24 protein-coding genes and 1 other RNA gene are annotated in these 24,271 nt (G+C 42.2%); 5 read left to right on the top strand and 20 right to left on the bottom strand.

Going from position 1 to position 24,271, the window contains the following annotated elements; translation table 11 throughout:
- Nucleotides 1-46 precede the first annotated feature (46 nt).
- The gene (locus RBB56_RS14865) at nucleotides 47-712 is read right to left on the bottom strand and encodes a bifunctional 4-hydroxy-2-oxoglutarate aldolase/2-dehydro-3-deoxy-phosphogluconate aldolase (RefSeq protein WP_306719740.1); all 666 of its coding nucleotides are present in this window, start codon (nucleotides 710-712) and stop codon (nucleotides 47-49) included.
- A 230-nt stretch (nucleotides 713-942) separates the two neighbouring features.
- Between RBB56_RS14865 and RBB56_RS14860 the strand changes: the two genes are divergently transcribed.
- Both RBB56_RS14860 and RBB56_RS14855 read left to right on the top strand, forming a co-directional pair.
- Nucleotides 943-1,725 (top strand): IclR family transcriptional regulator, encoded by a 783-nt coding sequence (locus tag RBB56_RS14860; protein ID WP_306719739.1) that lies wholly within the window; start codon nucleotides 943-945, stop codon nucleotides 1,723-1,725.
- Nucleotides 1,726-1,872: 147 nt separating this feature from the next.
- The gene (locus RBB56_RS14855) at nucleotides 1,873-2,697 is read left to right on the top strand and encodes a PHP domain-containing protein (protein ID WP_306719738.1); all 825 of its coding nucleotides are present in this window, start codon (nucleotides 1,873-1,875) and stop codon (nucleotides 2,695-2,697) included.
- 49 nt (nucleotides 2,698-2,746) lie between these two features.
- Here RBB56_RS14855 and RBB56_RS14850 read toward each other — a convergent pair whose 3' ends face one another.
- From RBB56_RS14850 to RBB56_RS14830, 5 genes are all read right to left on the bottom strand, one after another.
- Nucleotides 2,747-2,902, bottom strand: a complete 156-nt coding sequence (locus RBB56_RS14850; RefSeq protein ID WP_306719737.1) for a hypothetical protein — start codon at nucleotides 2,900-2,902, stop codon at nucleotides 2,747-2,749.
- A gap of 130 nt (nucleotides 2,903-3,032) precedes the next feature.
- Nucleotides 3,033-3,947, bottom strand: a complete 915-nt coding sequence (locus RBB56_RS14845) for a putative ABC transporter permease (RefSeq protein ID WP_306719736.1) — start codon at nucleotides 3,945-3,947, stop codon at nucleotides 3,033-3,035.
- Between the two features lie 50 nt (nucleotides 3,948-3,997).
- Nucleotides 3,998-4,765, bottom strand: coding sequence for a YlmH/Sll1252 family protein (locus RBB56_RS14840; protein WP_306719735.1), 768 nt, complete (start codon nucleotides 4,763-4,765; stop codon nucleotides 3,998-4,000).
- Nucleotides 4,758-5,687, bottom strand: a complete 930-nt coding sequence (locus tag RBB56_RS14835; RefSeq protein ID WP_306719734.1) for a TIGR03943 family putative permease subunit — start codon at nucleotides 5,685-5,687, stop codon at nucleotides 4,758-4,760. Before RBB56_RS14835 ends, RBB56_RS14840 begins: the two co-directional genes overlap by 8 nt.
- Before the next feature lie 57 nt (nucleotides 5,688-5,744).
- Nucleotides 5,745-6,926, bottom strand: coding sequence for a CobW family GTP-binding protein (locus RBB56_RS14830; protein ID WP_306719733.1), 1,182 nt, complete (start codon nucleotides 6,924-6,926; stop codon nucleotides 5,745-5,747).
- A gap of 290 nt (nucleotides 6,927-7,216) precedes the next feature.
- Here RBB56_RS14830 and RBB56_RS14825 point away from each other — a divergent pair, with 290 nt between their 5' ends.
- Nucleotides 7,217-8,395 carry an alanyl-tRNA editing protein gene (locus RBB56_RS14825; RefSeq protein WP_306719732.1) on the top strand — a complete coding sequence of 393 codons (1,179 nt, stop codon included), beginning with the start codon at nucleotides 7,217-7,219 and terminating at the stop codon, nucleotides 8,393-8,395.
- A 78-nt stretch (nucleotides 8,396-8,473) separates the two neighbouring features.
- Here the strand turns inward: RBB56_RS14825 and RBB56_RS14820 are convergent, their stop codons facing one another.
- The 11 genes from RBB56_RS14820 to RBB56_RS14770 all read right to left on the bottom strand — a co-directional run bounded on the left by RBB56_RS14820 (nucleotide 8,474) and on the right by RBB56_RS14770 (nucleotide 19,652).
- Nucleotides 8,474-8,863 (bottom strand): bacteriohemerythrin, encoded by a 390-nt coding sequence (locus RBB56_RS14820; RefSeq protein ID WP_306719731.1) that lies wholly within the window; start codon nucleotides 8,861-8,863, stop codon nucleotides 8,474-8,476.
- A gap of 39 nt (nucleotides 8,864-8,902) precedes the next feature.
- Complete coding sequence (locus RBB56_RS14815; RefSeq protein WP_306719730.1) at nucleotides 8,903-9,682, bottom strand: ZIP family metal transporter; 780 nt, start codon at nucleotides 9,680-9,682, stop codon at nucleotides 8,903-8,905.
- Between the two features lie 71 nt (nucleotides 9,683-9,753).
- A complete protein-coding gene (locus RBB56_RS14810) occupies nucleotides 9,754-10,545 on the bottom strand; it encodes a S1 family peptidase (protein WP_306719729.1) in 792 nt (263 codons plus the stop codon).
- Nucleotides 10,546-10,864: 319 nt separating this feature from the next.
- Nucleotides 10,865-11,213: RNase P RNA component class A (rnpB, locus tag RBB56_RS14805), an RNA gene on the bottom strand.
- Between the two features lie 63 nt (nucleotides 11,214-11,276).
- Complete coding sequence (locus tag RBB56_RS14800) at nucleotides 11,277-12,932, bottom strand: nucleoside kinase (protein ID WP_306719728.1); 1,656 nt, start codon at nucleotides 12,930-12,932, stop codon at nucleotides 11,277-11,279.
- Nucleotides 12,933-13,019: 87 nt separating this feature from the next.
- On the bottom strand, nucleotides 13,020-13,802 hold the full coding sequence (locus RBB56_RS14795; protein ID WP_306719727.1) for a Nif3-like dinuclear metal center hexameric protein: 783 nt from the start codon (nucleotides 13,800-13,802) through the stop codon (nucleotides 13,020-13,022).
- Between the two features lie 16 nt (nucleotides 13,803-13,818).
- Nucleotides 13,819-14,595 (bottom strand): tRNA (adenine(22)-N(1))-methyltransferase, encoded by a 777-nt coding sequence (locus tag RBB56_RS14790; RefSeq protein ID WP_306719726.1) that lies wholly within the window; start codon nucleotides 14,593-14,595, stop codon nucleotides 13,819-13,821.
- A gap of 14 nt (nucleotides 14,596-14,609) precedes the next feature.
- Entirely contained in the window at nucleotides 14,610-15,722 is a 1,113-nt protein-coding gene (gene rpoD / locus RBB56_RS14785) for an RNA polymerase sigma factor RpoD (protein ID WP_306722175.1), read from the bottom strand.
- A 40-nt stretch (nucleotides 15,723-15,762) separates the two neighbouring features.
- On the bottom strand, nucleotides 15,763-17,538 hold the full coding sequence (dnaG, locus tag RBB56_RS14780) for a DNA primase (protein WP_306719725.1): 1,776 nt from the start codon (nucleotides 17,536-17,538) through the stop codon (nucleotides 15,763-15,765).
- A 96-nt stretch (nucleotides 17,539-17,634) separates the two neighbouring features.
- Nucleotides 17,635-18,642, bottom strand: a complete 1,008-nt coding sequence (locus tag RBB56_RS14775; RefSeq protein ID WP_306722174.1) for a deoxyguanosinetriphosphate triphosphohydrolase — start codon at nucleotides 18,640-18,642, stop codon at nucleotides 17,635-17,637.
- A 113-nt stretch (nucleotides 18,643-18,755) separates the two neighbouring features.
- On the bottom strand, nucleotides 18,756-19,652 hold the full coding sequence (locus RBB56_RS14770) for an alpha/beta hydrolase (RefSeq protein WP_306719724.1): 897 nt from the start codon (nucleotides 19,650-19,652) through the stop codon (nucleotides 18,756-18,758).
- A 133-nt stretch (nucleotides 19,653-19,785) separates the two neighbouring features.
- Between RBB56_RS14770 and RBB56_RS14765 the strand changes: the two genes are divergently transcribed.
- Both RBB56_RS14765 and RBB56_RS14760 read left to right on the top strand, forming a co-directional pair.
- The gene (locus RBB56_RS14765; RefSeq protein WP_306719723.1) at nucleotides 19,786-21,102 is read left to right on the top strand and encodes an alcohol acetyltransferase; all 1,317 of its coding nucleotides are present in this window, start codon (nucleotides 19,786-19,788) and stop codon (nucleotides 21,100-21,102) included.
- 11 nt (nucleotides 21,103-21,113) lie between these two features.
- On the top strand, nucleotides 21,114-21,818 hold the full coding sequence (locus tag RBB56_RS14760) for a DUF6320 domain-containing protein (RefSeq protein WP_306719722.1): 705 nt from the start codon (nucleotides 21,114-21,116) through the stop codon (nucleotides 21,816-21,818).
- Nucleotides 21,819-21,898: 80 nt separating this feature from the next.
- Here the strand turns inward: RBB56_RS14760 and RBB56_RS14755 are convergent, their stop codons facing one another.
- The 3 genes from RBB56_RS14755 to RBB56_RS14745 all read right to left on the bottom strand — a co-directional run bounded on the left by RBB56_RS14755 (nucleotide 21,899) and on the right by RBB56_RS14745 (nucleotide 24,022).
- Complete coding sequence (locus tag RBB56_RS14755) at nucleotides 21,899-22,531, bottom strand: DUF4125 family protein (protein ID WP_306719721.1); 633 nt, start codon at nucleotides 22,529-22,531, stop codon at nucleotides 21,899-21,901.
- An 18-nt stretch (nucleotides 22,532-22,549) separates the two neighbouring features.
- Complete coding sequence (locus RBB56_RS14750; RefSeq protein ID WP_306719720.1) at nucleotides 22,550-23,278, bottom strand: GerMN domain-containing protein; 729 nt, start codon at nucleotides 23,276-23,278, stop codon at nucleotides 22,550-22,552.
- Between the two features lie 306 nt (nucleotides 23,279-23,584).
- Nucleotides 23,585-24,022, bottom strand: coding sequence for a GNAT family N-acetyltransferase (locus RBB56_RS14745; protein WP_306719719.1), 438 nt, complete (start codon nucleotides 24,020-24,022; stop codon nucleotides 23,585-23,587).
- Nucleotides 24,023-24,271: the final 249 nt, after the last annotated feature.

The raw sequence follows: 24,271 nt of genomic DNA, 5'->3' as shown, positions 1-24,271 counted from the left end.
TTTACTCCTTTTTAACGATATTGATAGTTGCTTCATATGTTAGCAGCTACTGACATGCATTTTTCATCATTTCCTTTGCAAGCTCAGTGATCTTTGAAAATTCACCGTGCTTTATCCATTCCGCATTTACCAGGTTGCCGCCGACTCCTGCTCCTACTGCCCCTGCTTTCATAAATTCTGCTACATTCTTTTCATTTACTCCACCTACCGCAAGCATCGGTATATGCTTCAAAGGTGCTTTCAACGCCTTAATATACGATGCGCCTAAATTATCCGAAGGGAATATCTTCACGAAATCCGCACCCGCAGCATAAGCCGTCACTACCTCCGAGGGGGTCATCGCACCGGGCATAGCTACCAGCCCTTGCTCCTTTGCATATCGAATCACATCTACATCTGTAGATGGCGTGATAATGTACTTTGCACCGGCACTCTTAGCCAAATCTACTTGACTTCGATTCAACACAGTACCTGCTCCTACATAGATCCGCCCTTCGTATTCCTGCGCAATCGCATGAATGGATTCCACAGTATTCTGATAGTTGTTATCTTGACAAGTCTGATCAAAAGTCACTTCTATCATATTAATACCGCCTTCATACAATGCTTCTGCAAGCTTCATACAATCTTCTCTCTTCAGTCCTCTTACAATAGCAATAATTTTCTTCTCCATTACATTTTGCTTGATTTGTCTTACTTCTTCTCTTTCCATTTTACTTTTCCATCCACCCACTTTCCGTTCGTATATAAGGACTAGTTTATATTACCGAACCATATTTTATTTATATCACGCAAAACATATAAAGTCAATAATATCCTTCTATTTTTTTTAGTGATTTTTACCTAATTTTTAATTTCATTTTATAATGAACGCATATATTACTTATTGTACAAACTATTATCTTTTGCTATAATACAGAAACACATATGGAGGACTTTCAAATGAGCAATAACGGACACCGTTCAACCGAGCGGGTACTAGATATACTTAAATTGTTATCACAAAACAGCAGCGGATACTCCCTTACGGAAATATCCACCTTACTGACTGCTCCCAAAAGCAGCCTCTTTCCTATTATACATACCATGCAAAACAGAGGTTTCATTCAATTGGAAACAACTTCTGGCAAATACCGGATAGGTCCCCAGGCATATCTGACCGGGAGTGCTTATAAAAGCGACCGTCCGATTTATGATATTATTAAAAGCAATATGCAAAAACTCGTGGATTCCTGCCATGAAACGTGCCACCTCGGCATTCTTTCCGGCGACAGCGTACTCTATATTGCCAAAATAGCATCCGAAAATGCTATCATGCTTCGTTCCCATATCGGTCAGCGTCTTCCTGCATACTGTACCGGCATTGGAAAAGCTCTCATTTATCCGCTCAGTAAGAATGAACTACAACAGCTATATCCCAATGGACTGACTGCCTATACTCCTACTACCATAACCTCCTTCGACTGTTTATGTAAGGAATTGGAAGAAGTGAAACGAAGCGGCTATGCCTACGAATATTCTGAACTGACTGAGGGAATCCAATGTGTAGCTGTACCTCTTTGTAATGGAGATTCTATCATTGCATCAACTAGTATTGCTCTCCCTATCTACCGGGCAACACCTGAGAAACTTCAGGAAATTAAGCTTTTACTCGATGAATATAAGGAAGTGGTCGAGCATTCTATGCAACAATTGAATATTAACGATAATTCTTATTTAATCTAATAAGACCTTTTGAAATAAAAAATAAAAATTCAAAAACATATTTACATATCGTTAATTTAGGGTACAATGTGAAGGTAGGTGTTAAAGACTTACTATTTATTTTACTGTTAAAATCTATTTTTTCGGTTATGGAAGGAAGGTACATTTTTGAAATTAGATATGCACTGCCATACAAAAGAAGGTTCTTTGGATGGTAAAATCCCCTTACGCGATGCGGCCTGTAAGCTTCGTGAAAAAGGATATCACGGTATGCTCATTACCGATCACAACTCCTATAAGGCATACCGCTATTATAAAAAGCACAGCAAAGACAGCGCTTTCAACGATTTCGTTGTATTGAAGGGTATTGAATACGATACAATTGATGCCGGACATATTATTATCATTATGCCAACCGGAGTCAATCTCCCTCTCTTGGAACTTCGGGGCCTCCCCGTGAATCTTCTCATCGATATCGTCCACCATTTCGGCGGAATTCTCGGCCCTGCTCATCCTTGCGGCGAGAAATATTTAAGTCTGATGAATACGAGACGAGGCAAAAAGTCCCGTGACCTTATGACAAAATTCGATTTCGTAGAAACATACAATGCTTGTGAATCTCCCCTGTCGAATAAAGCAGCGCAGGAACTTGCCAAACGATTCGGAAAGCCGGGCATAGGCGGCAGCGATTCCCATAGGGAAGAAAGCGTAGGTATGGGCTATGCCATGATCGATGCCCAGATAACTAATGAAACTGATTTAATACACGCCCTTTTAAGCGATGTTACCATCACCGCCGGCGGAGAGCAGTATATGTTCACTACCAAACAAAAAATCGGTAAAATGAATCATGTCTTAGTTTATTCATTCTGGTTCTATAATAAGTTCCTTGCTCTTTTCAGGAGACATAAACGTAATGTGGAACTTTTGAAAAATCATTTATATGAGTATACTTCAGACAATATGGAAAGAACTTATAGAAAAGGCGCATAATAAGACACACCTCCAATGCTGGAAAATAACTAACATTGGAGGTGTATTTTTATCTCATTACTTGTTTCAGTATCGCGCTGAAACTTTTATTTTCTTCGGTTACCTTTTTTTCCTTTTTTCCTTCGTTTACTGCTTTCCCGGATTTATAATCCCTGGGCCGAGGAATAACAACTACCGATTGTACCGTCCATGTTTCATAATTCATGCTATTACCTCCTCTCGAGATATGCGTTTCATATGTTACGATAGTACCTTGGTACTACAAATTATATATCGGTCTCATTATTCCATTACTTTAGTACTAGATAATTAATTTTTGTATTTTCATATCTATTTTATTTCTTCAATTTATCATTGACTGCTTCTTTTATTTCCTGAAGCGTATGCTTGAACTTATTCGAAGCCATTGTCGGATTGCCCCGAATGATACCTCTTTTATAAATGTCCATTAAGTTTTTAATCTGTCTGCTATTCTCCAGGCTGACCTTATATTTCGTCCATAATTCTATAATCTCTTCCCTCATACTTTCAGGATATACGACAACGCCGCTCTTAACTCTCTCTCTAAGCCCGCTCAGGCGCTCTTCAATATTGGATATGAGTTCATCCAGCCGACTGCCTCTTTCCTGCTTCTTATCTTCACGCCCTTCACTGGCGAGAGCAATAATAATATCCAGACGTCTCTGTACTCGCTCCAACTCTTCCTTAACCGCATCCAATTTAACAAGAATCTCGCGAAGATCGATTGCCGCTTTAAAGGACAGGGTGAAATCTGCTACAATATATATCGTTAGCAAGAAGACTATAGGCAGAAGAACATTATGTGGAATATCAAGAACTAACTGCTCAATCGGCTTATGTACTACCCTTGTCATCAAAATAGTTAATCCCCCCCATGCCAGCGTGGAGGTTAAGCAAATATATCCTCGAAAATTAAACCTTTTGACCGAATAGTCCCAATACCGTACTTTAAACAGAGCCTCCATTATAATTCCTGTAATATATTCCAGTACCGTAGCACCGATACACCCTGCCACATAAGTAAGTCCCAGATTATGGGAAAAGGGCATGGATACAACAAGCATCATAATGGCACCACTGCCATACAAGGGCAAAAAAGGCCCTCGCATGAATCCTCTATTTACCAGCCGCTTCGCCTTAACCGAAACGACCGTTGACTCGAAACACCATCCGAAAAAGCAATAAAAATAAAAGAAAAATAGCCACTGTGCCATAGTATATGAAAACATAGTCACTCCTCCCTTCCTAAGTAAAGTTTATAGGTAATTATGTAACTCTTTTATCGATATACCCCTGCCGATACACTCAATTTCCCTTTTTTTGTTTCATAATCACATCCGTAATAAACGAACCTTCCATATCCACGTACAGAAATCATATCTGTGCTTTTCAGTATATGGCTATTGTTTTCATTTATTCTTCCGTTTATAAATATCTTTTTCTCCCGAAAAAGCAATAAGCTCTGATTTCTCGATAATTTATATACCTTCGCAACAATACCGTCTGCCCTCTCCGATGAAACCGTAAAGGAAATGGACTCCGGTTCTTTCATCGGGAAGCTCGTCTGCGCCTCTACCGATTCACATCTTACATTAGTATGCTTGACCTTATCCAGGTTCTCCATAAGGAAGGGCGCAATTTTATCCATACAGAATATATAGGCATTTTTCCCTTGAATAAGGATATCTCCGATCGTGCTTCTATCGATTCCAAGATTCATAAGCGCTCCAAGAAAATCCCTATGAGTTAGATCATCTGCGAACTTCTCAATCATAGGCTTAACCAACAAACAGATGATAGGGAATTCTTCCGCATACCCCAGGCTTTCTTCACTGCCGAAACGTAAAATACGCCGCTCGCAGTCTTCCATACCGCCAAACAGCGTATAAGGGATACCTTTCAGTTCTTGCTGCATTTCATAAAGGACATCCTGCTCGGCCATGCTTAAAAATCCTATGTACATATAAACATTGTGTTCATAGGATTTTCTTGCAAGCTCTAATACTCTCTTTTTAAATTGCTGTAATTCTTTATTATCGTTACACAAAACTAATCACTTCTTCTTTCGGCGCCTTCGTCAACTCCACTCTAAGAGCAGAAAGCACCGGCCCTTCTCCTTTATAATCTGCAAAATACTCTTTCTTAACGAGTGCCGTCACCTTGACCCACTGTTTATCCGTCAGGCTGCCTACTTTATCATATTCGCAAGCAAAGCCGAGAAAAGCCATATCGTCCGCACAGCAAGTCATCGCCATGCGTCCGGGCACAAAATATCCCTTGGGGAATTGCTCCGGTTTCAGTACCATAGCCGTAAACCGCACTTTTTTCCCAATGTAACGTTCTAAATGATCCAAAGAGTCCAGATACCAGATACCATAACCGTTGTTATCCAGTTCGATAATTTCATCATTTAGATTATAGGGCAAATCGTCTTCCATAATTTCATCAATCTCACCCTCGGAATCTTCGAATACAATTTCCGCCTTCTGATTGATCGCCTTAATATTTCTCTTGTAGCTGTTTAAATCTTCCACATCATCACAGCGGTTGAAAATAATCAGTTCTGATTTCCGTACCATCTCCGCTAACAGCGATTTCATATTGTTGAAATACATAGGAAAAGTAGATGCATCGATAGTTGTTACCTGCTGTTCAATAGACCAATGCCACGGCAGTTTCATATCTTTATAATTCCACATACCATTATATTCCACAATAATACGCTCCGGCTTATATCTTTTTTCCAGCTCGAGCAAATATGAGGGATTGAAATCTTCTTCATTCTCTATCAATTCCAAGTCTGTTCTGCTCATCTTAAGCAGAAGCTCATCGTATTCATTTTCTCCCTCTTCACACAAAAGAAGTAACGTTCTGCCCTTCGCCTGAAAGTACGGCTGCTCCAGTGTATAAATAATAAATTCTGTCTTGCCGCTTTCCAAAAATCCATTTATGATATAGACTGGTTTCATTTCATATGTCTCCATCTTTTCTATTATTGTAACTGTTCACTACCCTCACAGTTATTTCTAAGCCTTCTCAAACAGCCTTTTTAAATTATCCTCATTCAGCCCTGATCCGATCACACAAATTTTACCGGTCACATCAGGACGGCCTGTCCGTATATCGAACTCACCGGGCACATAATCAAAATAAATCCATGTTCCATCTCCGGCAGGCACCATACCTTTGGCACGAAGAACGATTCCATATTGCTCTTCCTCTTCCAAGCTTTCAAGTACCCCTTCTATCTTAGCTTTATCATATGCCGCTGCTGTTTCCATTCCCCAGCTTACGAAGACATCATCAGCATGATGATGCCCTTCGTGGCTATGGGCATGTTCATGATCATGACAGCCGCAACCACAATTTTCACCGTGGTCATGATGATGATGGTCGTGATGGTCACCGTGACAACCGCAGCTTCCCTCTTGATTATGAGAGTGTTCATGATGTTCATGACAACCACAGTTCTTATCATGCTCATGATGATGCTCCTCATGATTATGGGAGTGTCCATGATGTTCATGGCAGCCACAGTTCTCATCATGCTCATGATGATTATGGCTCTCATATCCTCTCCGCACTTCTTCCATCAATTCTGCTTCAAGATTCTTCGCACCTTCTATTGTCGCAAGAATATCCGCACCTTCGAGCTCCTCCCAGGGAGTCGTCACAATCACTGCCTTCTCATTATATTCTCTGATAAGGGCTACATTAGCCGCCAGCTTCTCTTCACTGAGTTTCCCCGTACGGCTCAAGATTATTGTTCCCGCATGTTCTATTTGATTAACGAAGAATTCACCGAAATTCTTAATATACATTCTGCATTTCGTGGCATCCACTACAGCTACTGCACTGTTTAATTCCACTTCATTTTCTGCCACTACCTCCTGTACCGCCTTCATAACATCGGAAAGCTTACCAACGCCTGACGGTTCGATAAGAATCCGTTCCGGTTCATAAGTCTTTAATACCTCTTTTAAAGAAGTTCCAAAGTCACCGACCAAAGAACAGCAGATACAGCCGGAGTTCATTTCTTTAATTTCAATTCCCGCTTCTTTTAAGAAACCGCCATCAATGCCAATCTCTCCGAACTCATTTTCAATCAGTACTACCTTTGTATTCGCCAAAGCCTCTTTTAACAGCTTCTTTATCAACGTTGTCTTACCGGCACCAAGAAAACCGGATACAATATCTATTTTAGTCATTATCAAATATTCTCCTTCTTCTCTCTTATCATATACCTTAGCCGCAAGCGGCTGCGGTATGCCTTTTGCACACTCGCTTTGCTCGGCGCAGTATAATACTGTTTAAATATTATACCTTGTCCGCAAGCGGCCATGGTATACCTTTGTATTTTGCTCTTATTTTGCAATAATGTCAAGTTCTTCACCCACAGTCTCTTCTAATCTCATTTTATATCTTGCATACCAAAGTATAACAAGGTATGATAACCTTGTTTATAATTTTAATAAAGAAAGGCAGAGTTACTTTTATTATGGAAAAAACAATCAAACTTTATGATACAGATGCTTATCAGACAGAATTTACAGCCACGGTACTCTCTTGCCATCCCGTTTCAGGTGAGGATAAGAGTTCATCAGAAGTTCTTTATAAGGTTATTTTAGATCGGACATTATTTTTCCCTGAAGAAGGGGGACAAGATGCGGATACCGGAATATTGAATGAGGCCAAGGTAATAGATGTACAGATTAAAGACGGTATTATTACGCATATTACCGATTCCCCTTTTCATCCGGGTCTATCCGTTTTAGGAAAGATCGATTGGGCCTCTCGTTATTCCAATATGCAACAGCACTCCGGCGAACATATTATGTCTGGGCTGATTCATTCCCATTTCGGTTATGATAATGTGGGTTTTCACCTTGGTTCCCAGGCAGTTACCCTGGACTTCAATGGATTTCTGGAAAAAGAACAGCTCGATATGATAGAGATTCTTGCCAACGATGTAATCTACCGTAACATAGAGACGATAGCCGAATATCCTTCCACAGAAGTATTATCCGCCCTGAACTATCGCAGTAAAATCGAACTCAATGAACCGGTTCGCATCGTTACATTTCCGGGATATGACGTATGTGCATGCTGTGCTCCTCATATAAAAAGAACAGGAGAAATAGGTATTATCAAGATAATTGATTCCTTCAGACATCGGGGAGGCATCCGCATCAGCATTCTTTGCGGCAGCCGTGCGCTTATGGACTATAGAAATAAGCAGAAGCAGACTGATACCATCTCTGCACTTCTATCCGCCAAACCGGAACTGATCGCACAGGCAGTAGAACGCTTAAAAGAGGAAAACTTCTCGCTAAGGGGGCAGATAATGGATTTACAAGATACCCTTACCGAATTAAAAGTAGCTCAGATTACGGAAGATACGAAAGATATCTGCTTGTTTGAATCGGATATGGAGGCATCCACCCATAGGAAATATGTGAACTTACTCATTGAAAAATGTTCCGGGATCTGCAGTATTTTTTCCGGCGATGATGCTTCCGGCTACCGCTATATTATTGCTTCTAAAACGGAGGATGTACGTCCTGTAAATGAAATGTTGAGACAACAACTACAAGCCAAAGGCGGCGGGAGCAAAGAAATGGTGCAAGGCTCTGTAAACAGTACAAAGAATGAAATCCTCTCTCGGTTCCAATTATAATAGAATCTTTCCTATTCCATAATAAAAATTATCCCCTGCCCGCATCCTACTTTCGATACTGTCAGGGGATATATTGTATTATTCTGCAATTTGTTTATCGGTCTCTAAGATATGTTCTATCAACCAATCGGTAATGAATTTCAACAGACTTTCTATTGTTTCCGTTTGATTTGCATCCACAATATCCAGATCCATGCTATCCAGCTTACGTATAAATGAATCATGCTGAACTTTCTGGGTAAACATCTTTTTATATTGAATGCTTTCCATATAGTCTTCTTCACTCTTGAAATGAAATGCTGCATAATCTCTTAACCGCCGAATTAATTCAGTAATATGATCATACTTATCCGGCACAAAATCATTCACGCATAACTGATATATTTCTTCTGCGATCTCAAAAAGCACCTTATGTTCCTCGTCTATCTGCTGGATTCCCGTCAGATATTCATCTTTCATTTCGTACATAATCTCTCACCTTCACCTTTCGCATTCTATTGTTGTGTCTTATCCAAGGGCTACGTCAAGTATCATCATAACGACGAATCCAAGCGCAAACCCAATCGTTCCCATGTTGGAGTGTTCTCCCTCTGCCGATTCAGGAATCAACTCCTCCACTACTACATAAATCATGGCACCCGCCGCAAAAGCAAGCGTATAAGGAATGAATGGTGTAATATAAGTCGCCAAAAGCAATGCAATCACCGCCGCTATCGGCTCTACAACACCTGAAAGCACTCCCATGTAAAAGGCCTTTCTTTTTCCCACCTCCTCCTTCAACGGAAGAGAGATAATGGCTCCTTCCGGAAAGTTCTGAATCGCAATTCCTATCGAAAGGGCAATCGCCCCAGCCATCGTAATCATATTGTTTCCGGTCATGGCTCCGGCCAGTACAATCCCGACTGAAGCACCCTCGGGTATATTATGTATCGTTACTGCCAGCATCAGCATTGTAGACTTCTTCCAATTGCTCTTAGGGCCTTCCTGTTCTCCGCTATCTATATGGAGATGGGGTACTACCTTATCCAGAATAAGAAGAAACATAATACCGAGTAAAAATCCCGTAGCTGCCGGGAAGAAAGCAAATTTCCCCATACCTTCCGACATATTCATAGCGGGAATCAAAAGCGACCATACCGATGCTGCGACCATCACACCGGCAGCAAATCCGAGCATTGTCTTCTGCACTGTTATATTCATTTCCTTCTTCAGCAGAAATACACATGCCGCACCGAGCGAAGTCCCCAGAAAGGGGATTAATATCGCTATTAATACTATATAGTTCATTTCTCTAAGCTCCTCATTTATTTATACTTTATACCAATGTAATTATATCATAACTTATTCTTCGCGCCAACTTACATATCATTTTTCTTCATATCTTCATATTCTTTCTTCATCACCGTAACCGGCAGGCTGACTGTCTCGCCTCCCCCTGTCCCTCCGCTCAACATTCCGAGAAAGTTCCCATAAGTATCGAAGGTACCTCCCCCGGACATTCCGGGTTTCGCATAACCGAAGCAGTATAGCATATACGAGTCAAACTCTTGAATATACCAGTGAGCGGAAGCTACTGTCGCTTCGTATCTATCCAAAGCAACACCGTCCGATGACCCCACAGAAAAAACAGCATCACCATCCTGCAACGTCTCATAAGCTATCACTTCTCTTCCTACCTGTCTGCAGCCTACCAATTCTTCATAAGTCAATTCATCGATTCCAATTTTCAAAAATCCCAGATCATAGCTCTCAGAAAGCAAAATAATCTCCCCGCTCACTATTGTCCCGTTTCCAAACATTATGTAACTGTCAGTATCCCAATCTGTCAGAAGATGAGCACTCGATGCGATTACGATCTCCGCCTCATTCAGCTCCCATATCACACCGCTTCCATGTAATCTACTTGTATTTATTTTGACAATTCCTGACTTTACTCTTTCATATGCCTCTTCAATATCTGCATAGTCCAGAGCACGTATATAAGTTCCGCCATAAGATACCATCCCTTCATATTCATCCCTGAAGGTCGTCGTCTGAATGAGAGGACGGCGAATATTATCCTGCCTTGCCGAAACCATAACAAGAGGGGTAATACCGTACAAAATAAGGCAGAACACAATCCCTGCAAAAATTTTCAGATGAAGCTTCATAAGTTATACCTTAGCCGCAAGCGTCCACGGTATGTTTTTTGCACACTCGCTTTGCTCGGCGCAGTATAATATTGTTAAAATATTATACCTTCTCCCCTCTTTCATAATCTCAACTATAACTGTTCAGTTCCCTCACAGTCACATGTGAAAATCCATTAAAATCATCTGCGATGATGGGATTTTCACTTGCTTTTCCACGTATTTTACGGTCAGCGCAGCAGATGCGCAGACCTACTGAATAGTTACTCTCAACTACACAATAATAATCCAAAAGAAAAAGACCTTATATATTATATTATAAAGTCTTTGTTATATGTTCTTGCTAAGCAGAACGATAAGCCGGGTTATGTCGTGAATGATCATCTATCTAGGATTATCGTTGCCGATAACCTCGAGCGACCCACCTGAAAGCAGGCCGGGCCGGCCTATTGCTTTCTATTCGGTCTTGCTTCGGATGGGGTTTACATGGCTCCGTCTGTTACCAGACGGACGGTAGTCTCTTACACTGCCCTTCCACCCTTACCCCGCAATGCGGGGCGGTTCATTTCTGTTGCACTATCCTTGGAGTCACCTCCACCGGACGTTATCCGGCATCCTGCCCTACGAAGCCCGGACTTTCCTCACCTGCTTCCTTTCGGAATTGCAGCCGCGATCATTTATTCTACTTAGCATGATTTACTTATTATTCGTAACTGTTCAGTACCTTTTCAGTTACTATTATTCTTCCTATACTATACATGGAAACAACTCCCACCTACAAATTCACGGCAGATGGAGTTCTTAGGAAGATTATCACCACTTATTCCGATGAAATATTCCAGAAATTTTAACAGCCGCTTCGCTTCATAATACTCCGGCTCTCCTTTTTCTATGCCGAATAAAAGAGGCTCCGCATACTGCTTTAAGATTGCAAGTTCATAAATCAATGCGGAATTGAACATAGCATCTGCACTTTCCTGAAAAGGGAAAATATATTCTTCTTCGCCCTTTCTGACAGAATTCCACATCTCAATGGTGCGCTTCGCCGATGCGCCTCTCGTTCTGGCATCTCTTACCATACGTCGCAACAGCCTTCCATCCGTTGTCGGAATTCTATTGTGTTCATCGATATTGATGCTCGTCAATGCGCTGATATATATCTTATACTTACTTTCATTCGGCAGGGAATAGGAAGTCGCATCATTTAGCCCATGGATTCCTTCTATAACAAGAATATCTTCTTCCCCTAAGGTCTTATAATTACCACTGTATTCCCGAAGACCCGACTTGAAATTAAAGCTCGGCAGATCCACAGTCTTCCCATTAAGAAGATCGGTCATATCCTGATTAAATTGTTCCACGTCGATGGCTTCCAGACATTCGAAATTATAATCGCCATTTTCATCCAAAGGAGTTTTATCCCGGTTAACGAAATAATTATCGAGAGCAATCGGATGCGGGGTGAGACCATACGTCCGGAGTTGAATAGATAATCTATGTGAGAACGTGGTCTTCCCCGACGAGGAAGGACCTGCGATCATTACGAACTTGACGCCCCCACGTTGTACGATATCCTGGGCAATCTCACCGATTCTACGCTCCTGTAATGCTTCCTGAACAAGAATCAGATCATTAATGTCTCCGCTGCAAATATGGTCATTCAAGTCACCTACTGTATCAACTCCAACCATATTACCCCATTCGTCGGATTTTTTCAAGGTCTCAAATAATTTTTCTCGCGGCTCCATCATGGGAAGTTTATCCGGCATTTCTCTATCCGGGATAAGAAGCATTAGCCCATCTTCATAAGAAAATACCTCAAAATATTTCACATAGCCGGTACTCGGAAGCATATATCCATAGTAATAATCATAATAACCATCCAGACAGTACACATTCACATAAGAACTCCTCCTATAACGAAAGAGCTTCTCCTTATCCTTCATATTCTGTCTGCGGAAGATTTCCATCGCTTCATTGATAGGATATGCCTTCTTAGTAATCGGCACATCCGCCTCCGCGATCTCCCTCATCCTCTTATTAAGCCTGTCGATGAATTCAGAATCCAGTTTAAAGTCACCGTCAATACTACAATAATATCCCGGGCCAATGGCAAATTCTACTTTTACCTTCCGCAAAAGCTTATCGCCTGCCACATCATGAAGAGCCTTAATCAGCAGCATAACTGCCGTACGCATATAGGTCTTATGCCCTACCGGATCATCCAGAGTAATAAAAGTCAGTTCGCAGTCTTTCTTAACACGCTTCATTAACTCCCTAATCTTACCATCGGCGGTTATCAATCCTATCCTATACGGATACCTGCTTTGATATTCTTTGGCTATTTCCTCATATCTCGTTCCCTCTTCATACTGTCTCGTTTCACCGTCTATAGTAACTGTAACCACGATACCCTCCTATCGTTACTGTTCACAGCTCCGCTGCACCCAGCAACAGAATGCACACAAATTGTTTCCTTACCAAAAATTGTTTGGCTATAATATCCGAAACGGATTCTTGTCTTTGGCTGCGAATACGCTAAGCTGCGGCAGCTCTCTCTTAATATATTCCTTCATATAGGGAATAAATATCTTCTCCAGGCCATAATGTCCCGCATCGATAATCGTAAGTCCCTGTGCCAAGGCATCCAGACCTTCATGATGCTCAATATCTCCGGTAATAAGCACCTCTGCTCCTGCTGCCACCGCAGGCTTTATCATAGACTTTCCGGAACCCGGCGATACTGCCGCCCATTCGATCGGCGTATCCGGCTCACCATATATTCTCACATGTTCCAAATGAAAAACTTCCTTGACAAACAAGGCGCACTCTTCCAGTGTCATGACCTGAACGAGCCTTCCGTATCTGCCGATCCCTTCTTTGGCAATTTCGTCTTCATAAGTAATGAAAAGAACTTCCCTATCCTTTAACCTAAGCTCATCCGCTGCCGCATCTGCCATACCCATCACATCGAAATTCGTATGCATAGCATAATAACTAATATCATTTTGCAAAAGCTTCAGAACCCTACGGCCGATAAAATCATCCTCAGTGATCCGCTTCATAGGTGAAAAAATGAGTGGATGATGGGTCAGAAGCATATCTGCCCCTACCCGCACGGCTTCTTCAACAACTTCATCCGTAGCATCCAGAGCAATATAGAGCCGGTTCACTTCCTTATCTCTACGGCCGGCAAGAAGTCCTACATTATCCCATTCTTCCGCATAAGAAGGGGGTGAAAGCTGCTCCAAACTCTTTATGATCTCATCACATGTCATGTGCGGTCTCCTTTCCTTATTCTTCGCTAAAACCAGAAAGTGCGGCTGTAATCATATCAATTTTCTCGATAATTTCTTCCCTGCGGCATTTCTGTCTGGTATTAAGGGCTGAGGAATCATTCGGAACCTTTTCCAGATGTATAAGAATATCTTCGTACACCTGGCGTTCTTTCAGCAGGAATTCCTTTAAAACAGGATTCCTTTCCTCTAATAAAAGAGGTCCGTATCTATCCTGTATCTTTAAAGGCATCTTGGAAATTTCTTTCTCAAACTCCTTTTTTTCAGAAGGAACTGCTTTTATAATGGGATAGTATTTGCCGTCCTCCTTTAGCATATCTTCCTTCACAATCAAATATTCCTGCTGTCTTAAGTATTCTCTTAATCCTTGTAATTCCGATTGGGGCTGTAGAATCAATTCCTTCATACGACGAACCTTTTCTTTGCCGTCTTCCAGAATTCTCTTCATCAGTTTGCCGCCCATACCCGCACAAATCAGCGTATCTGCCTCTCCGGGCAACAACGATGTCACTCCATCGGATAACCTAGTCTCTATGTACTGCGTCAGTTCATATTCTTCAATATTCGCTCTCGCCGATGCTAACGGGCCTTTTCTTACATCCATGGCAATCGCCTTCGGACTGATTCCTGTTTTCACAAGATAAATGGATACAAAACCATGGTCACAGCCTACATCGCACGCTACATTTCCCTTTGTCACCATATTTGCTACGCGGAGCATTCTATTGGACAATGGGATTTCTTGCTTTTTATCTTCTTTCCTCTCTACGCTCATTTTATTTCATCCGATTAGTCCAGGTAATCTTTTAACTTACGGCTTCTGCTGGGATGGCGCAGTTTACGAAGTGCTTTCGCTTCAATCTGGCGGATACGTTCGCGAGTTACATTGAACTCCTTTCCTACCTCTTCCAAAGTTCTCGCACGCCCGTCATCCAGTCCAAAACGCAAACGAAGAACCTTCTGCTCTCTCTCCGTCAAAGTACCAAGTACCTCTACTAACTGCTCTTTTAACAAAGTAAAGGCCGCAGCATCTGCCGGAACAGGCACATTATCATCTTGTATAAAGTCACCTAAGTGGCTATCTTCCTCTTCACCAATTGGGGTTTCCAAAGAAACCGGCTCCTGAGAAATCTTAAGGATTTCCCGTACCCGGTCTACCGGCATATTCATTTCTTCTGCAATCTCTTCCGGAGAAGGCTCACGTCCCAACTCCTGTAAAAGCTGTCTGCTCACGCGAATCAGCTTATTGATAGTCTCTACCATATGAACAGGAATACGAATTGTTCTCGCCTGATCGGCAATCGCTCTTGTAATCGCCTGACGAATCCACCATGTAGCATAGGTGGAGAATTTAAAGCCTTTTCTATAGTCGAATTTTTCCACAGCTTTAATAAGACCAAGGTTACCTTCCTGAATTAAATCAAGGAAAAGCATACCGCGGCCCACATATCGCTTCGCAATGCTGACAACGAGACGTAAGTTCGCTTCTGCAAGACGTTTCTTCGCTTCCTCTTCCCCCAACTCGAGTTTCTTGGCAAGTTCTATCTCTTCCTCTGCAGTAAGAAGAGGTACCTTACCAATCTCTTTCAAATACATTCTGACAGGGTCCTCGATGCTGATGCCGTCCGGAACAGAAAGATCGATATTCTCTACATCGACCTCATCTTCTTCCGTGAGGATAATTTCCTCATCGTCCACCTCATCTTCTTCGGTGATGCGAAGTACATCCACATTATTCTGCTCCAAAGTTTCCATTATTTTATCGAAGTGCTCCTCTTCAAGTGCCATGCCGGCGAAGAAGTCATTAATCTCCTGATATTCCAGAACATTCTTTTTCTTTTTAGCAGCGCTTAGAAGCTCCTTCAAATGCTCCTCAAACTTTGCTTGTGTGTTTTCATCCATTTTGGGTTCCATCCTTCCTCATGTAGTCATAGTATTATCGTTAATCCAAAGAAATATGCGTTTTGTTAAGTTCTTCCAACGCTTTTTTTCCTGCAATTACCTGTGATAAGCTATTCACATCCGCGCCAAGGCGGGCGGAATAATATTCATAGCTATTCTTTTTCACTGTATATAAGATATCATGCAGCGCCTTCTCCCGTTCCTGTTTCGTTTCAAGTTCCTCTAACTTCGTATTAAACAAGGACGCTACCTCTCGCTGATCCTCTTCATCTGTAAACATGCTGACAATATAAGCAGGATTCAACTTTCCCTCTTTCATCTCCTCAAATAACTTGTCCGCCACCTTCTGATACAACTCTTCTGTAAAGTCCTGAGGCGTAATATATTTGATAATTTGGGGAAATACTTTCGGTTCCTCAGTAATCCATGTAATTAGAAGGCGCTGTGCCTTCTTGATGTTCTCCTCCGGCGTATTCTTTTTCTCAGCAATGCCCGATTTCGGCCGAACCACCGGACTTACCAGACCGGTCTGTGCCGCATAAGCGACTACCAATTTACGCAGATTATCAAAACCTATTCCGTACTTATCGGCTACTGCCTCTATGTAGTTTTCCCGCTCCACTTCTTCCCGAAATCCACAGAGTTTTCTCGCTATCTCTCTGTGAAATTTCGTTTTCGACTCCGGATCTTTCAAATTATAATCCTTTTCCATAATGCGCAGCTCGAAGAAAAAGCTGTTCTCCGCCTCCTCCATCCTCTCGGTGAAAGCATCTGTTCCCAGATTCTTAATAAAGTCATCCGGGTCCTTATAAGGCTCTAAGTTAATTACTTTACCGCTCAGTTCCACCTCTTTTAATATGGAAATCGCCCGAAGGGCCGCACCTGTCCCTGCTGCGTCCCCGTCATATGCGAGAAATACCTCTTGTGTATAACGGCGCAGAAGATTCGCCTGTCCTGCAGTAAATGCTGTTCCCAAGGAGGCCACTGCCTGCGTAAAACCAGCCTGATGCATGGCAATAACATCCATATACCCTTCGCATAGAATCACATTATTCTGGCGCGAAGTTCTTGCGAAGTTCAAACCATATAAATTACGGCTTTTATCAAAGATCATCGTTTCTGGTGAATTCAAATATTTCGGTTTGGCATCGCCCATAACGCGGCCTCCGAAGCCAACCACCCGATGATTGATATCCTGAATCGGAAACATGACGCGATTCCAGAATTTATCATGCAATCCGTACTTTTCATCGAAGCTGGCAAGCCCCGCCTCCTGTATCAATCCATCTGCATAGCCTTTGGAACGCAGATACTGTACAAGATCACCGCTGGATACGCTGGCAAAACCAAGACCAAACTTTTTCATTGTCTCATCGGTAAGCTGTCTCTCTGCCAAGTAACGATAGCCGAGATTCCCTCTCTGTGAACGAAGCTGATAATAAAAATATTTAGCGGCTTCCTTATTCACTTCCAGGAGCTTATTTCTTTTGCTTTCCTTCTTCTTCACTTCCTCCGAGTATTCTATCTCGGGCAAATCCACCTTCGCTCTATCCGCAAGCATCTTAATCGCCTCCGGAAAGGTGTAATTCTCATATTCCATAACAAAGGTGAATACATTGCCCCCTGCACCGCAACCAAAGCAGTAATACATCTGCTTACCGCCTGATACGGAAAAGGAAGGAGACTTTTCATTGTGGAAGGGACATAAACCAAAATGGCTGCTTCCCTTCTTCTGTAAACGTACATAACCAGAAATCACATCTATTATATCATTTTTCAATCGTACTTCTTCTACTAACTCGTCCGGATAGTACACGCTTATTTCCCTTCTGCAACAGTTCGCTTCTCTCACAGTTACAAATATAATAGTTCGGTTCCCTCACTAATATAGTCTTTTCATTATTGTCACATCTTAATAGTGCCATGATTTAGGAATAAATAATTCTTCATATTTTGCGATTGCGAACCGGTCCGTCATCGCTCCTATAAAATCACATACGATAATCTCCGCTGCTTCCTCTTCCTGCTCCATGCGAACCAGCAGATACTGAGGCAGCAGTTCCAGATGCCGCAGATAATATTCATACAGAGATTCCATTAACGTTTCTGCCTTTCGCTCCTCGCTCTTAGCTTCATCATTCTGATATACTCGTTCGAACATGAACTTTCTCAGTTTTCCCATAGCTTCCGCTACCGGGGGAGACATCATAATATCGTCTCTTTCATAGCTTGTTGTCACCAGATCATGAATGAAATGATCTAACCGCTCACCCGTTGTCACTCCGATTACCTCCGTAATCTCCTTTGGCACATCGGCTTCCTGCAAGATACCTCCTCTGACGGCATCATCCATATCGTGATGAATATAGGCGATTTTATCCGAAAATCGAACAATCTTCCCTTCCAGCGTGGAGGGCATTCCTTTCGTCTGATGATTCCGTATCCCATCTCTGACTTCTTCCGTCAGATTCAGCCCTTGTCCACTCTTCTCCAGAATATCCACGGTCCGGACACTTTGGTCACTATGGCAGAAACCATAAGGGCATACTCTGTTGAGAGCGCGTTCTCCCGCATGACCAAACGGCGTATGCCCCAAATCATGACCAAGAGCAATCGCTTCTACCAAATCTTCATTCAGCCTAAGTGCCTTAGCAATAGTACGTGCATTCTGAGATACCTCAAGCGTATGCGTCAACCTTGTCCGGTAATGATCTCCTTCCGGTGTCAGGAAAACCTGCGTTTTATCCTTCAAACGCCTGAATGCCTTGCTATGCAATATACGGTCTCTATCCCTTTGATAAACCGGGCGAATATCGCATTGTTCCTCTTCTCTAAGCCTTCCTTTGGAGTTCATACTAAGGGAAGCATAAGGGCTTAAATATTCTTTTTCCCACTGTTCCAGTTTCTTTCGAATCAACATACTCACCTTGACTGCTCCCGTCACTATTTATTATCACAAAGGGAACGGGCTATTAGGATTAATAGACATTCCCTTTATTAAATATTCTAGGAAGATTTCAAAATTCCTTTATTTTAACGATAAATATGATAAATAAATTCCGCATTTTTCTCCATTGCTTCATAAGCCGTCTTGAAAGGGGACATCTGAAATACATGCCACATTCCCTTAAACACTTCTATCTGAACGGCCACATTCGCCTTTTGCATCTTTTTATGAAGCATAGTCGCATCATTTAACAGCACTTCGTTGTCTCCCACCTGAATATAAGTAGCAGGGAATCCTTCGAAATCGCCGAATAACGGAGAAATGAGCGGTTCTTGAAGCTCCTGCCCTTTCGCATAATTATCGATCATCTGACCGATATATTCTTCACTAAGAACAGGATCCACGTCCTGTTTCGTCTCATGGGATTTGCCCGATAAGGTAAGGTCCGTCCACGGCGACATCAACACAAGACCTTTGGGAAGAAGCCTTCCCTCTTCCTTTAATTTATGGGTGAGGACAAGGGCCAGATTCCCTCCGGCAGAATCCCCTGCTATGACAACATCCCTCGCTCCATATCCGAGAAGCATAAGATAATTCCACGCTTCCATCGCATCTTCTAACGCTGCAGGATAAGGATGTTCAGGTGCCAGCCTATAATCGAAGCTCAACACATCCATAGAGGTGGACATCGCCAGCTTAGTTGTCAGTGTTCTCGCATACTGGCTGCTTCCTGTCGTATATCCTCCTCCGTGGCAATAAAGTATCACATGTTTCTTCATGTGAGCGCGGTTCACAGATATCCATTCTCCGTACATATCTCCTATTGAGACCGCCCTAACTGTCGTCTCCTTACTGTTTCCGAGCAATGCACCGAAATAGTCCTGAGACTGCCTGTGCTTTTCAATATCTGAATTTTCCACTACATTATGTACTCTCTTAATAAGGTTCATAAGATTCTGATTTCTTTTATCGGACAATGCCATTGCAGTACCTTTGCCTTTCTCAATAACAATAACATCATTTTTAAGTCAATTTTATCACATAATTTGCATTTTGTGGTATACTCTATCAATAAGATAAAATCTTTCCAAAATCTTTTTATTCCGAGGATTATTTATGGCCGCAAACAAAAGAATTGCCAATAGAAAAACTGTAAATAAACGAAACGAACGGAAAACATGGTACAAGCTGGACCTATCCGCTATCGTCTATCCCACCCTGCAGCGCAAGGACTTTTCCTCTGTTTATCGGCTCTCTGTCGTGTTGAAGGAGAACATTCGGCCAGAGATATTACAGCAGGCAGTGGATATCGCCCTTAACCGTTTTCCTACCTATAAGGTCTCTATTCGAACAGGTCTGTTCTGGAGGTACATGGAGCCAAATAACAGGCCGGGACCTTTCGTTCAGCCCGACATCAAAAATCCATGTATGCCCATGCCCTTTAGAGCCAATAACCGTTATCTTATCCGGATTTATTATCATGAATGCCGGATTGCCTTAGAGGCTCATCATAGCCTGGGGGACGGCAGTGGCGGCATGTGTGTACTCCAGACAATTACTGCCGTCTATCTCCGGCTTCTCGGCCATACGATTTCAAATGGCGGTTTTGTTCTTGATGTGGAAAAGGAACCGCATCCCGAGGAACTGGAGGATGCCTATATGCGCTATGCCAACGCCCAGGTACGCCCGCCACGGCTCGGTGAAAAGGCTTATCGGGTTCGAGGTACGAAAGAACCTTTTTATACACTTAATATCATTGACGGCATTCTCTCCGTGAAAGAAGTAATTGCCGTCGCATCCAAATACAATGCTACAATTACGGAATATTTAAATTCAGTTCTTCTCTATGCTCTTTTACAAAAACAGGCAGGTGAACGGCATGTCAGGCTTCGTCCCGTTAAAATAGCCATGCCTGTCAATCTGCGGCGTTTCTTCCCCTCTAAAACGCTGCGCAACTTCATTACCATGATTTATCCTTCCATCGATCCCAGGCTTGGAGAGTATACTTTTGAGGAGATCGTTGTCCATGTACACAATTACATGCGCTATTATATCAACGAGAAATATCTAAGAGGTGATATTACCACCAATGCCGCCACACAAAGAAACCCGGCAATCCGCGTTGTCCCTCTTTTTATTAAGGATTTCATCGTACGGCTCTTCTATACGAAAATACAGGACAGGAATTCTTCCGCAGGATTGACTAATATGGGGGCTCTGAAAGTACCTGAGGATATGAAGCCCCATATTGAAAGATTCGATATTTATATGGGACAACCCTTTTCGTCCCGCACCAACTGCGCTATCTCAAGTTTCGAGGATACACTCACCATCAACTTTGCAAGCAGCATTGTGGAAGCAGACGTGGAGAGATACTTCTTCCGCAAGCTGGTTCAGGATGGCATCCATGTGAAAATAGAAAGCAACCGATAGGAGGTATATATATGTCATATTGCGTTAATTGCGGCGTGGAACTCGAATCCAGTTCGGAAAAGTGCCCGCTCTGCCATACACCTGTTATTAATCCGAATGAACTCGTTCAAATGGAGCGCGCTTCTTCCTACCCTAAGGAAAAGGGCCAGGTCGAAGTCGTAAAAAGAAAGGATCTCGGTATCTTCTTATCGGTAGTTCTCGGTGCTACCGCTGCAAGCTGTGCGCTTCTTAATCTTCTTGTTTTCAACCATAGCATGTGGTCTTTGCTTATTATCGGTATATGTATCATTCTATTCGTCCTTGCCATTCCGGCCGTCATCTACACGAAGCTCCCGATTTACCTGTCCCTTCTCTTTGATGGTATTGCAGTAGGTGTCTATCTATATATGATCGCTTACCTCACTCCCTCCGATGAATGGTTTTGGCGGCTCGCCCTGCCGATTATCGCCCTTATTACACTACTCGTGGAACTTTTCACGCTGTTAATACGTGCCTTTCCCGTTTCCTTTGTTACGACAGCCCTTTATATCTTTGCAGAAACCGCCGTCTTATGCGTGGGAATTGAGCTTCTGATCGATCGCTTTCTTTACAGATCCCTCGGTCTGTCTTGGTCCGCAGTCGTACTGACTGCCTGCGGCGTTATCGTTATCGCCCTTATCACCCTGCTGTCTAAAAGAAGACTACGGGATGAGGTAAGACGCCGATTACATTTCTAAGTTTATAATCAAATACCCCGGCAAGTATGGATGGATCTTCTCCTCCTACTGCCGGGGTATTTTTTATGTGGTTCTGGAATCTAGATGCTTCCATGCTTTTTCTCCGCCTCTTCCAGACTGTGATATCCGTAGAATTTCGTTTCGTTTTCAATAATTTGTTTTACGATATTCTCTCCTCTTTCGTAAGCATCTACAGTCTGTAACAACATAAGTTCAATTGTACGCTCGGAATAAGTCAAAAGCTCTCCGCGAAGATAACTTTCCATAGAAGAGCCATTTGCCGCAGAGTCTTCCTCGGTTTTGACCACTCTTCCCATCTGCCTGATATTAGGATAATGAGATATCATATAGTTATCCCATTCTAAATGCATGGCAACTATTTTCTCCACTATCTCGATCTTAGCCGGCGATACTTCCGGAAGATATTCCCGAATTCGCTCATATTCGTCAGGATAAGTAACTTCCATCATCCGTCCATATTTCTCAAACAGAAGATTCCTTCCCTCTTCATGAGCCTGTTTTAAGTCTTCCATGTAACTCGTAAGAATTTGATCTCCATAGGCCATCCATTGGCTCATTCTCATACGGAAAAAGGTATCCGGATCCTCCTGACAGGATGCCCTGCCTCCTGTATTATAAACGTGCTGGAACATATCCCATTCTATTCGTACGATATCGAAAATCAATTGTTCCCTTACTGTAATCTCTTCCATGGCTTTCTCCTCAGTTTCCTATCCTCTATCCACTTCTTCTTGCGAATCCACAGTAGTCTCCATATCTGTAAAAGTGAGTGGCTCCTCATATATTTCATGACCGGTCTCAATCACAGCACCTTCTACCGTAAGCTGCAGTGCGTCTGCCTCATATGCCTGTAGAAAGGTATCCGTCAACGCCGCCATAATCATAATTTCTCCGCTGGTTCCCATCGTCTTTAAATATTCTCCAAATGCCTTAGAAAGATCCAGTTTAAGGAGATTCCGGCCTTCCTCCGCAGTCTCTTCGAATTCATTCACCTTCGTATCGATAGAAACGATATTATGTATCGCCAGATGATCGATAATTATTTCAGGCGTAATCTTCTCTACGGATATGACCTCAGTTTCCAGACCATCCGCTCTTTTATTGCTAAAATATACAGTCAGCTCTTCCATTTCTTCCTTCACAACAAGCTCTTCTTCCGGCTTCTGTATGCTCTGCGTTTCCGCCACTTCCTCTTCCGGTATCTCATCTCTTATAGCATCTTCGCCCTCTATCGTATCCCCCTGTCGATTATTTATAACTTCATCCACAATTTCGTCCATCCCATTAACAGCCCCTACTGTTTCTGTCTCTACCATAGAAGAATCCTTTACGGGTATCGCTGTCAATTCATTAGCCGCCAAATTACCGGAACTTCCACATGCTGCCATTACTACAACGATAAGCAGCATAGCAAGTATCGTCCAATTTCTCTTTTTCATAATTCACTCCACTCCTTATATTTGAGCATTGCCTCCCGCAAGCTCTCCTCCCGGGCCGTATAGCAATTACACAGCCATTTTCTTGATTTATTTTAACATAGGATAGCTGAAAACGCAAAAATACTATTCGACAAATTGGTTACCCTAAATATTACAAGTTACTGTTCACACCTATGGTGTTCACAGCAACAATATCGCGCAAAATCGCATAGAGAGCGATTTTGACTTCGCGGAATATTACCTGTGAACAGTAACTATTACAACTTTCTGATGAAATAATATGATATCAGGAGTTCCTCACTCTTTCTAAAACTCTAAAAGCATCTGGATATGTGGAATTCCATCTTCCAAAAATTCCTCTGACACCTGTTTAAATCCGGCTCTTTCATAGAATTTTTTGGCATAGCATTGAGCCCCTATTCTTACCCTATCCGCCTGCACTCTCTCCTTGGCAACCTTTATTCCCTCAGCGAGAATCCTATCTCCTAATCCACAGCCTCTTTCAACCGTCAGTACTCTTCCAATGGATACCTCTTCGAAAGATACGCCTTTATCTACAACTCTTAGATAAGCCTTAATTCCTTTATTATCTTTTAAGAATACATGGTATGAATGCTGATCTTTTCCATCGATTTCCGGATATGCACAATTCTGCTCCACAACAAATACCGCAACCCTAACTCCCAATATTTCATATAGTTCCATAACGGATAGTTCTTCAAATCTTTTTATGACCAAGTCCATATATTTATCTCCAGTTTCTTATTTTATCTGTATTTTTTTATCTGTATTTTGTAAAATTCTTCATCCATAATATCACATCCGTTCTCTCTCGAACAACTTTTTCTTCCTCTCATTTTAGTAACCATGCCTTTCTCACAGCCTGTGAACTTTGAGCCGGATGTACTTGTACATCTTTGGCACAAAGTTATAGTGTTTAAAAATCATGAATTATGTTATACTCAATCAACTAAAGCAAATGAAAAAGAGAAA

The organism is Kineothrix sp. MB12-C1 (assembly GCF_030863805.1).
Lineage (GTDB): Bacteria > Bacillota > Clostridia > Lachnospirales > Lachnospiraceae > Kineothrix.
This window is presented reverse-complemented; position numbering and strand designations above follow the sequence as displayed.

What these genes read in the sequence shown, in the direction of transcription:
- RBB56_RS14850 (WP_306719737.1), bottom strand. Translation starts at nt 2,902, where the DNA reads ATGAATTATGAAACATGGACGGTACAATCGGTAGTTGTTATTCCTCGG.
- RBB56_RS14810 (WP_306719729.1), bottom strand. Translation starts at nt 10,545, where the DNA reads ATGAAGCTTCATCTGAAAATTTTTGCAGGGATTGTGTTCTGCCTTATT.
- RBB56_RS14860 (WP_306719739.1), top strand. Translation starts at nt 943, where the DNA reads ATGAGCAATAACGGACACCGTTCAACCGAGCGGGTACTAGATATACTT.
- RBB56_RS14790 (WP_306719726.1), bottom strand. Translation starts at nt 14,595, where the DNA reads ATGAGCGTAGAGAGGAAAGAAGATAAAAAGCAAGAAATCCCATTGTCC.
- RBB56_RS14795 (WP_306719727.1), bottom strand. Translation starts at nt 13,802, where the DNA reads ATGACATGTGATGAGATCATAAAGAGTTTGGAGCAGCTTTCACCCCCT.
- RBB56_RS14830 (WP_306719733.1), bottom strand. Translation starts at nt 6,926, where the DNA reads ATGACTAAAATAGATATTGTATCCGGTTTTCTTGGTGCCGGTAAGACA.
- RBB56_RS14770 (WP_306719724.1), bottom strand. Translation starts at nt 19,652, where the DNA reads ATGGCATTGTCCGATAAAAGAAATCAGAATCTTATGAACCTTATTAAG.
- RBB56_RS14835 (WP_306719734.1), bottom strand. Translation starts at nt 5,687, where the DNA reads ATGAAACCAGTCTATATCATAAATGGATTTTTGGAAAGCGGCAAGACA.
- RBB56_RS14750 (WP_306719720.1), bottom strand. Translation starts at nt 23,278, where the DNA reads ATGAAAAAGAGAAATTGGACGATACTTGCTATGCTGCTTATCGTTGTA.
- RBB56_RS14865 (WP_306719740.1), bottom strand. Translation starts at nt 712, where the DNA reads ATGGAAAGAGAAGAAGTAAGACAAATCAAGCAAAATGTAATGGAGAAG.
- RBB56_RS14755 (WP_306719721.1), bottom strand. Translation starts at nt 22,531, where the DNA reads ATGGAAGAGATTACAGTAAGGGAACAATTGATTTTCGATATCGTACGA.
- rpoD (WP_306722175.1), bottom strand. Translation starts at nt 15,722, where the DNA reads ATGGATGAAAACACACAAGCAAAGTTTGAGGAGCATTTGAAGGAGCTT.
- RBB56_RS14765 (WP_306719723.1), top strand. Translation starts at nt 19,786, where the DNA reads ATGGCCGCAAACAAAAGAATTGCCAATAGAAAAACTGTAAATAAACGA.
- RBB56_RS14825 (WP_306719732.1), top strand. Translation starts at nt 7,217, where the DNA reads ATGGAAAAAACAATCAAACTTTATGATACAGATGCTTATCAGACAGAA.
- RBB56_RS14845 (WP_306719736.1), bottom strand. Translation starts at nt 3,947, where the DNA reads ATGTTTTCATATACTATGGCACAGTGGCTATTTTTCTTTTATTTTTAT.
- RBB56_RS14820 (WP_306719731.1), bottom strand. Translation starts at nt 8,863, where the DNA reads ATGTACGAAATGAAAGATGAATATCTGACGGGAATCCAGCAGATAGAC.
- RBB56_RS14815 (WP_306719730.1), bottom strand. Translation starts at nt 9,682, where the DNA reads ATGAACTATATAGTATTAATAGCGATATTAATCCCCTTTCTGGGGACT.
- RBB56_RS14745 (WP_306719719.1), bottom strand. Translation starts at nt 24,022, where the DNA reads ATGGACTTGGTCATAAAAAGATTTGAAGAACTATCCGTTATGGAACTA.
- RBB56_RS14760 (WP_306719722.1), top strand. Translation starts at nt 21,114, where the DNA reads ATGTCATATTGCGTTAATTGCGGCGTGGAACTCGAATCCAGTTCGGAA.
- RBB56_RS14775 (WP_306722174.1), bottom strand. Translation starts at nt 18,642, where the DNA reads ATGTTGATTCGAAAGAAACTGGAACAGTGGGAAAAAGAATATTTAAGC.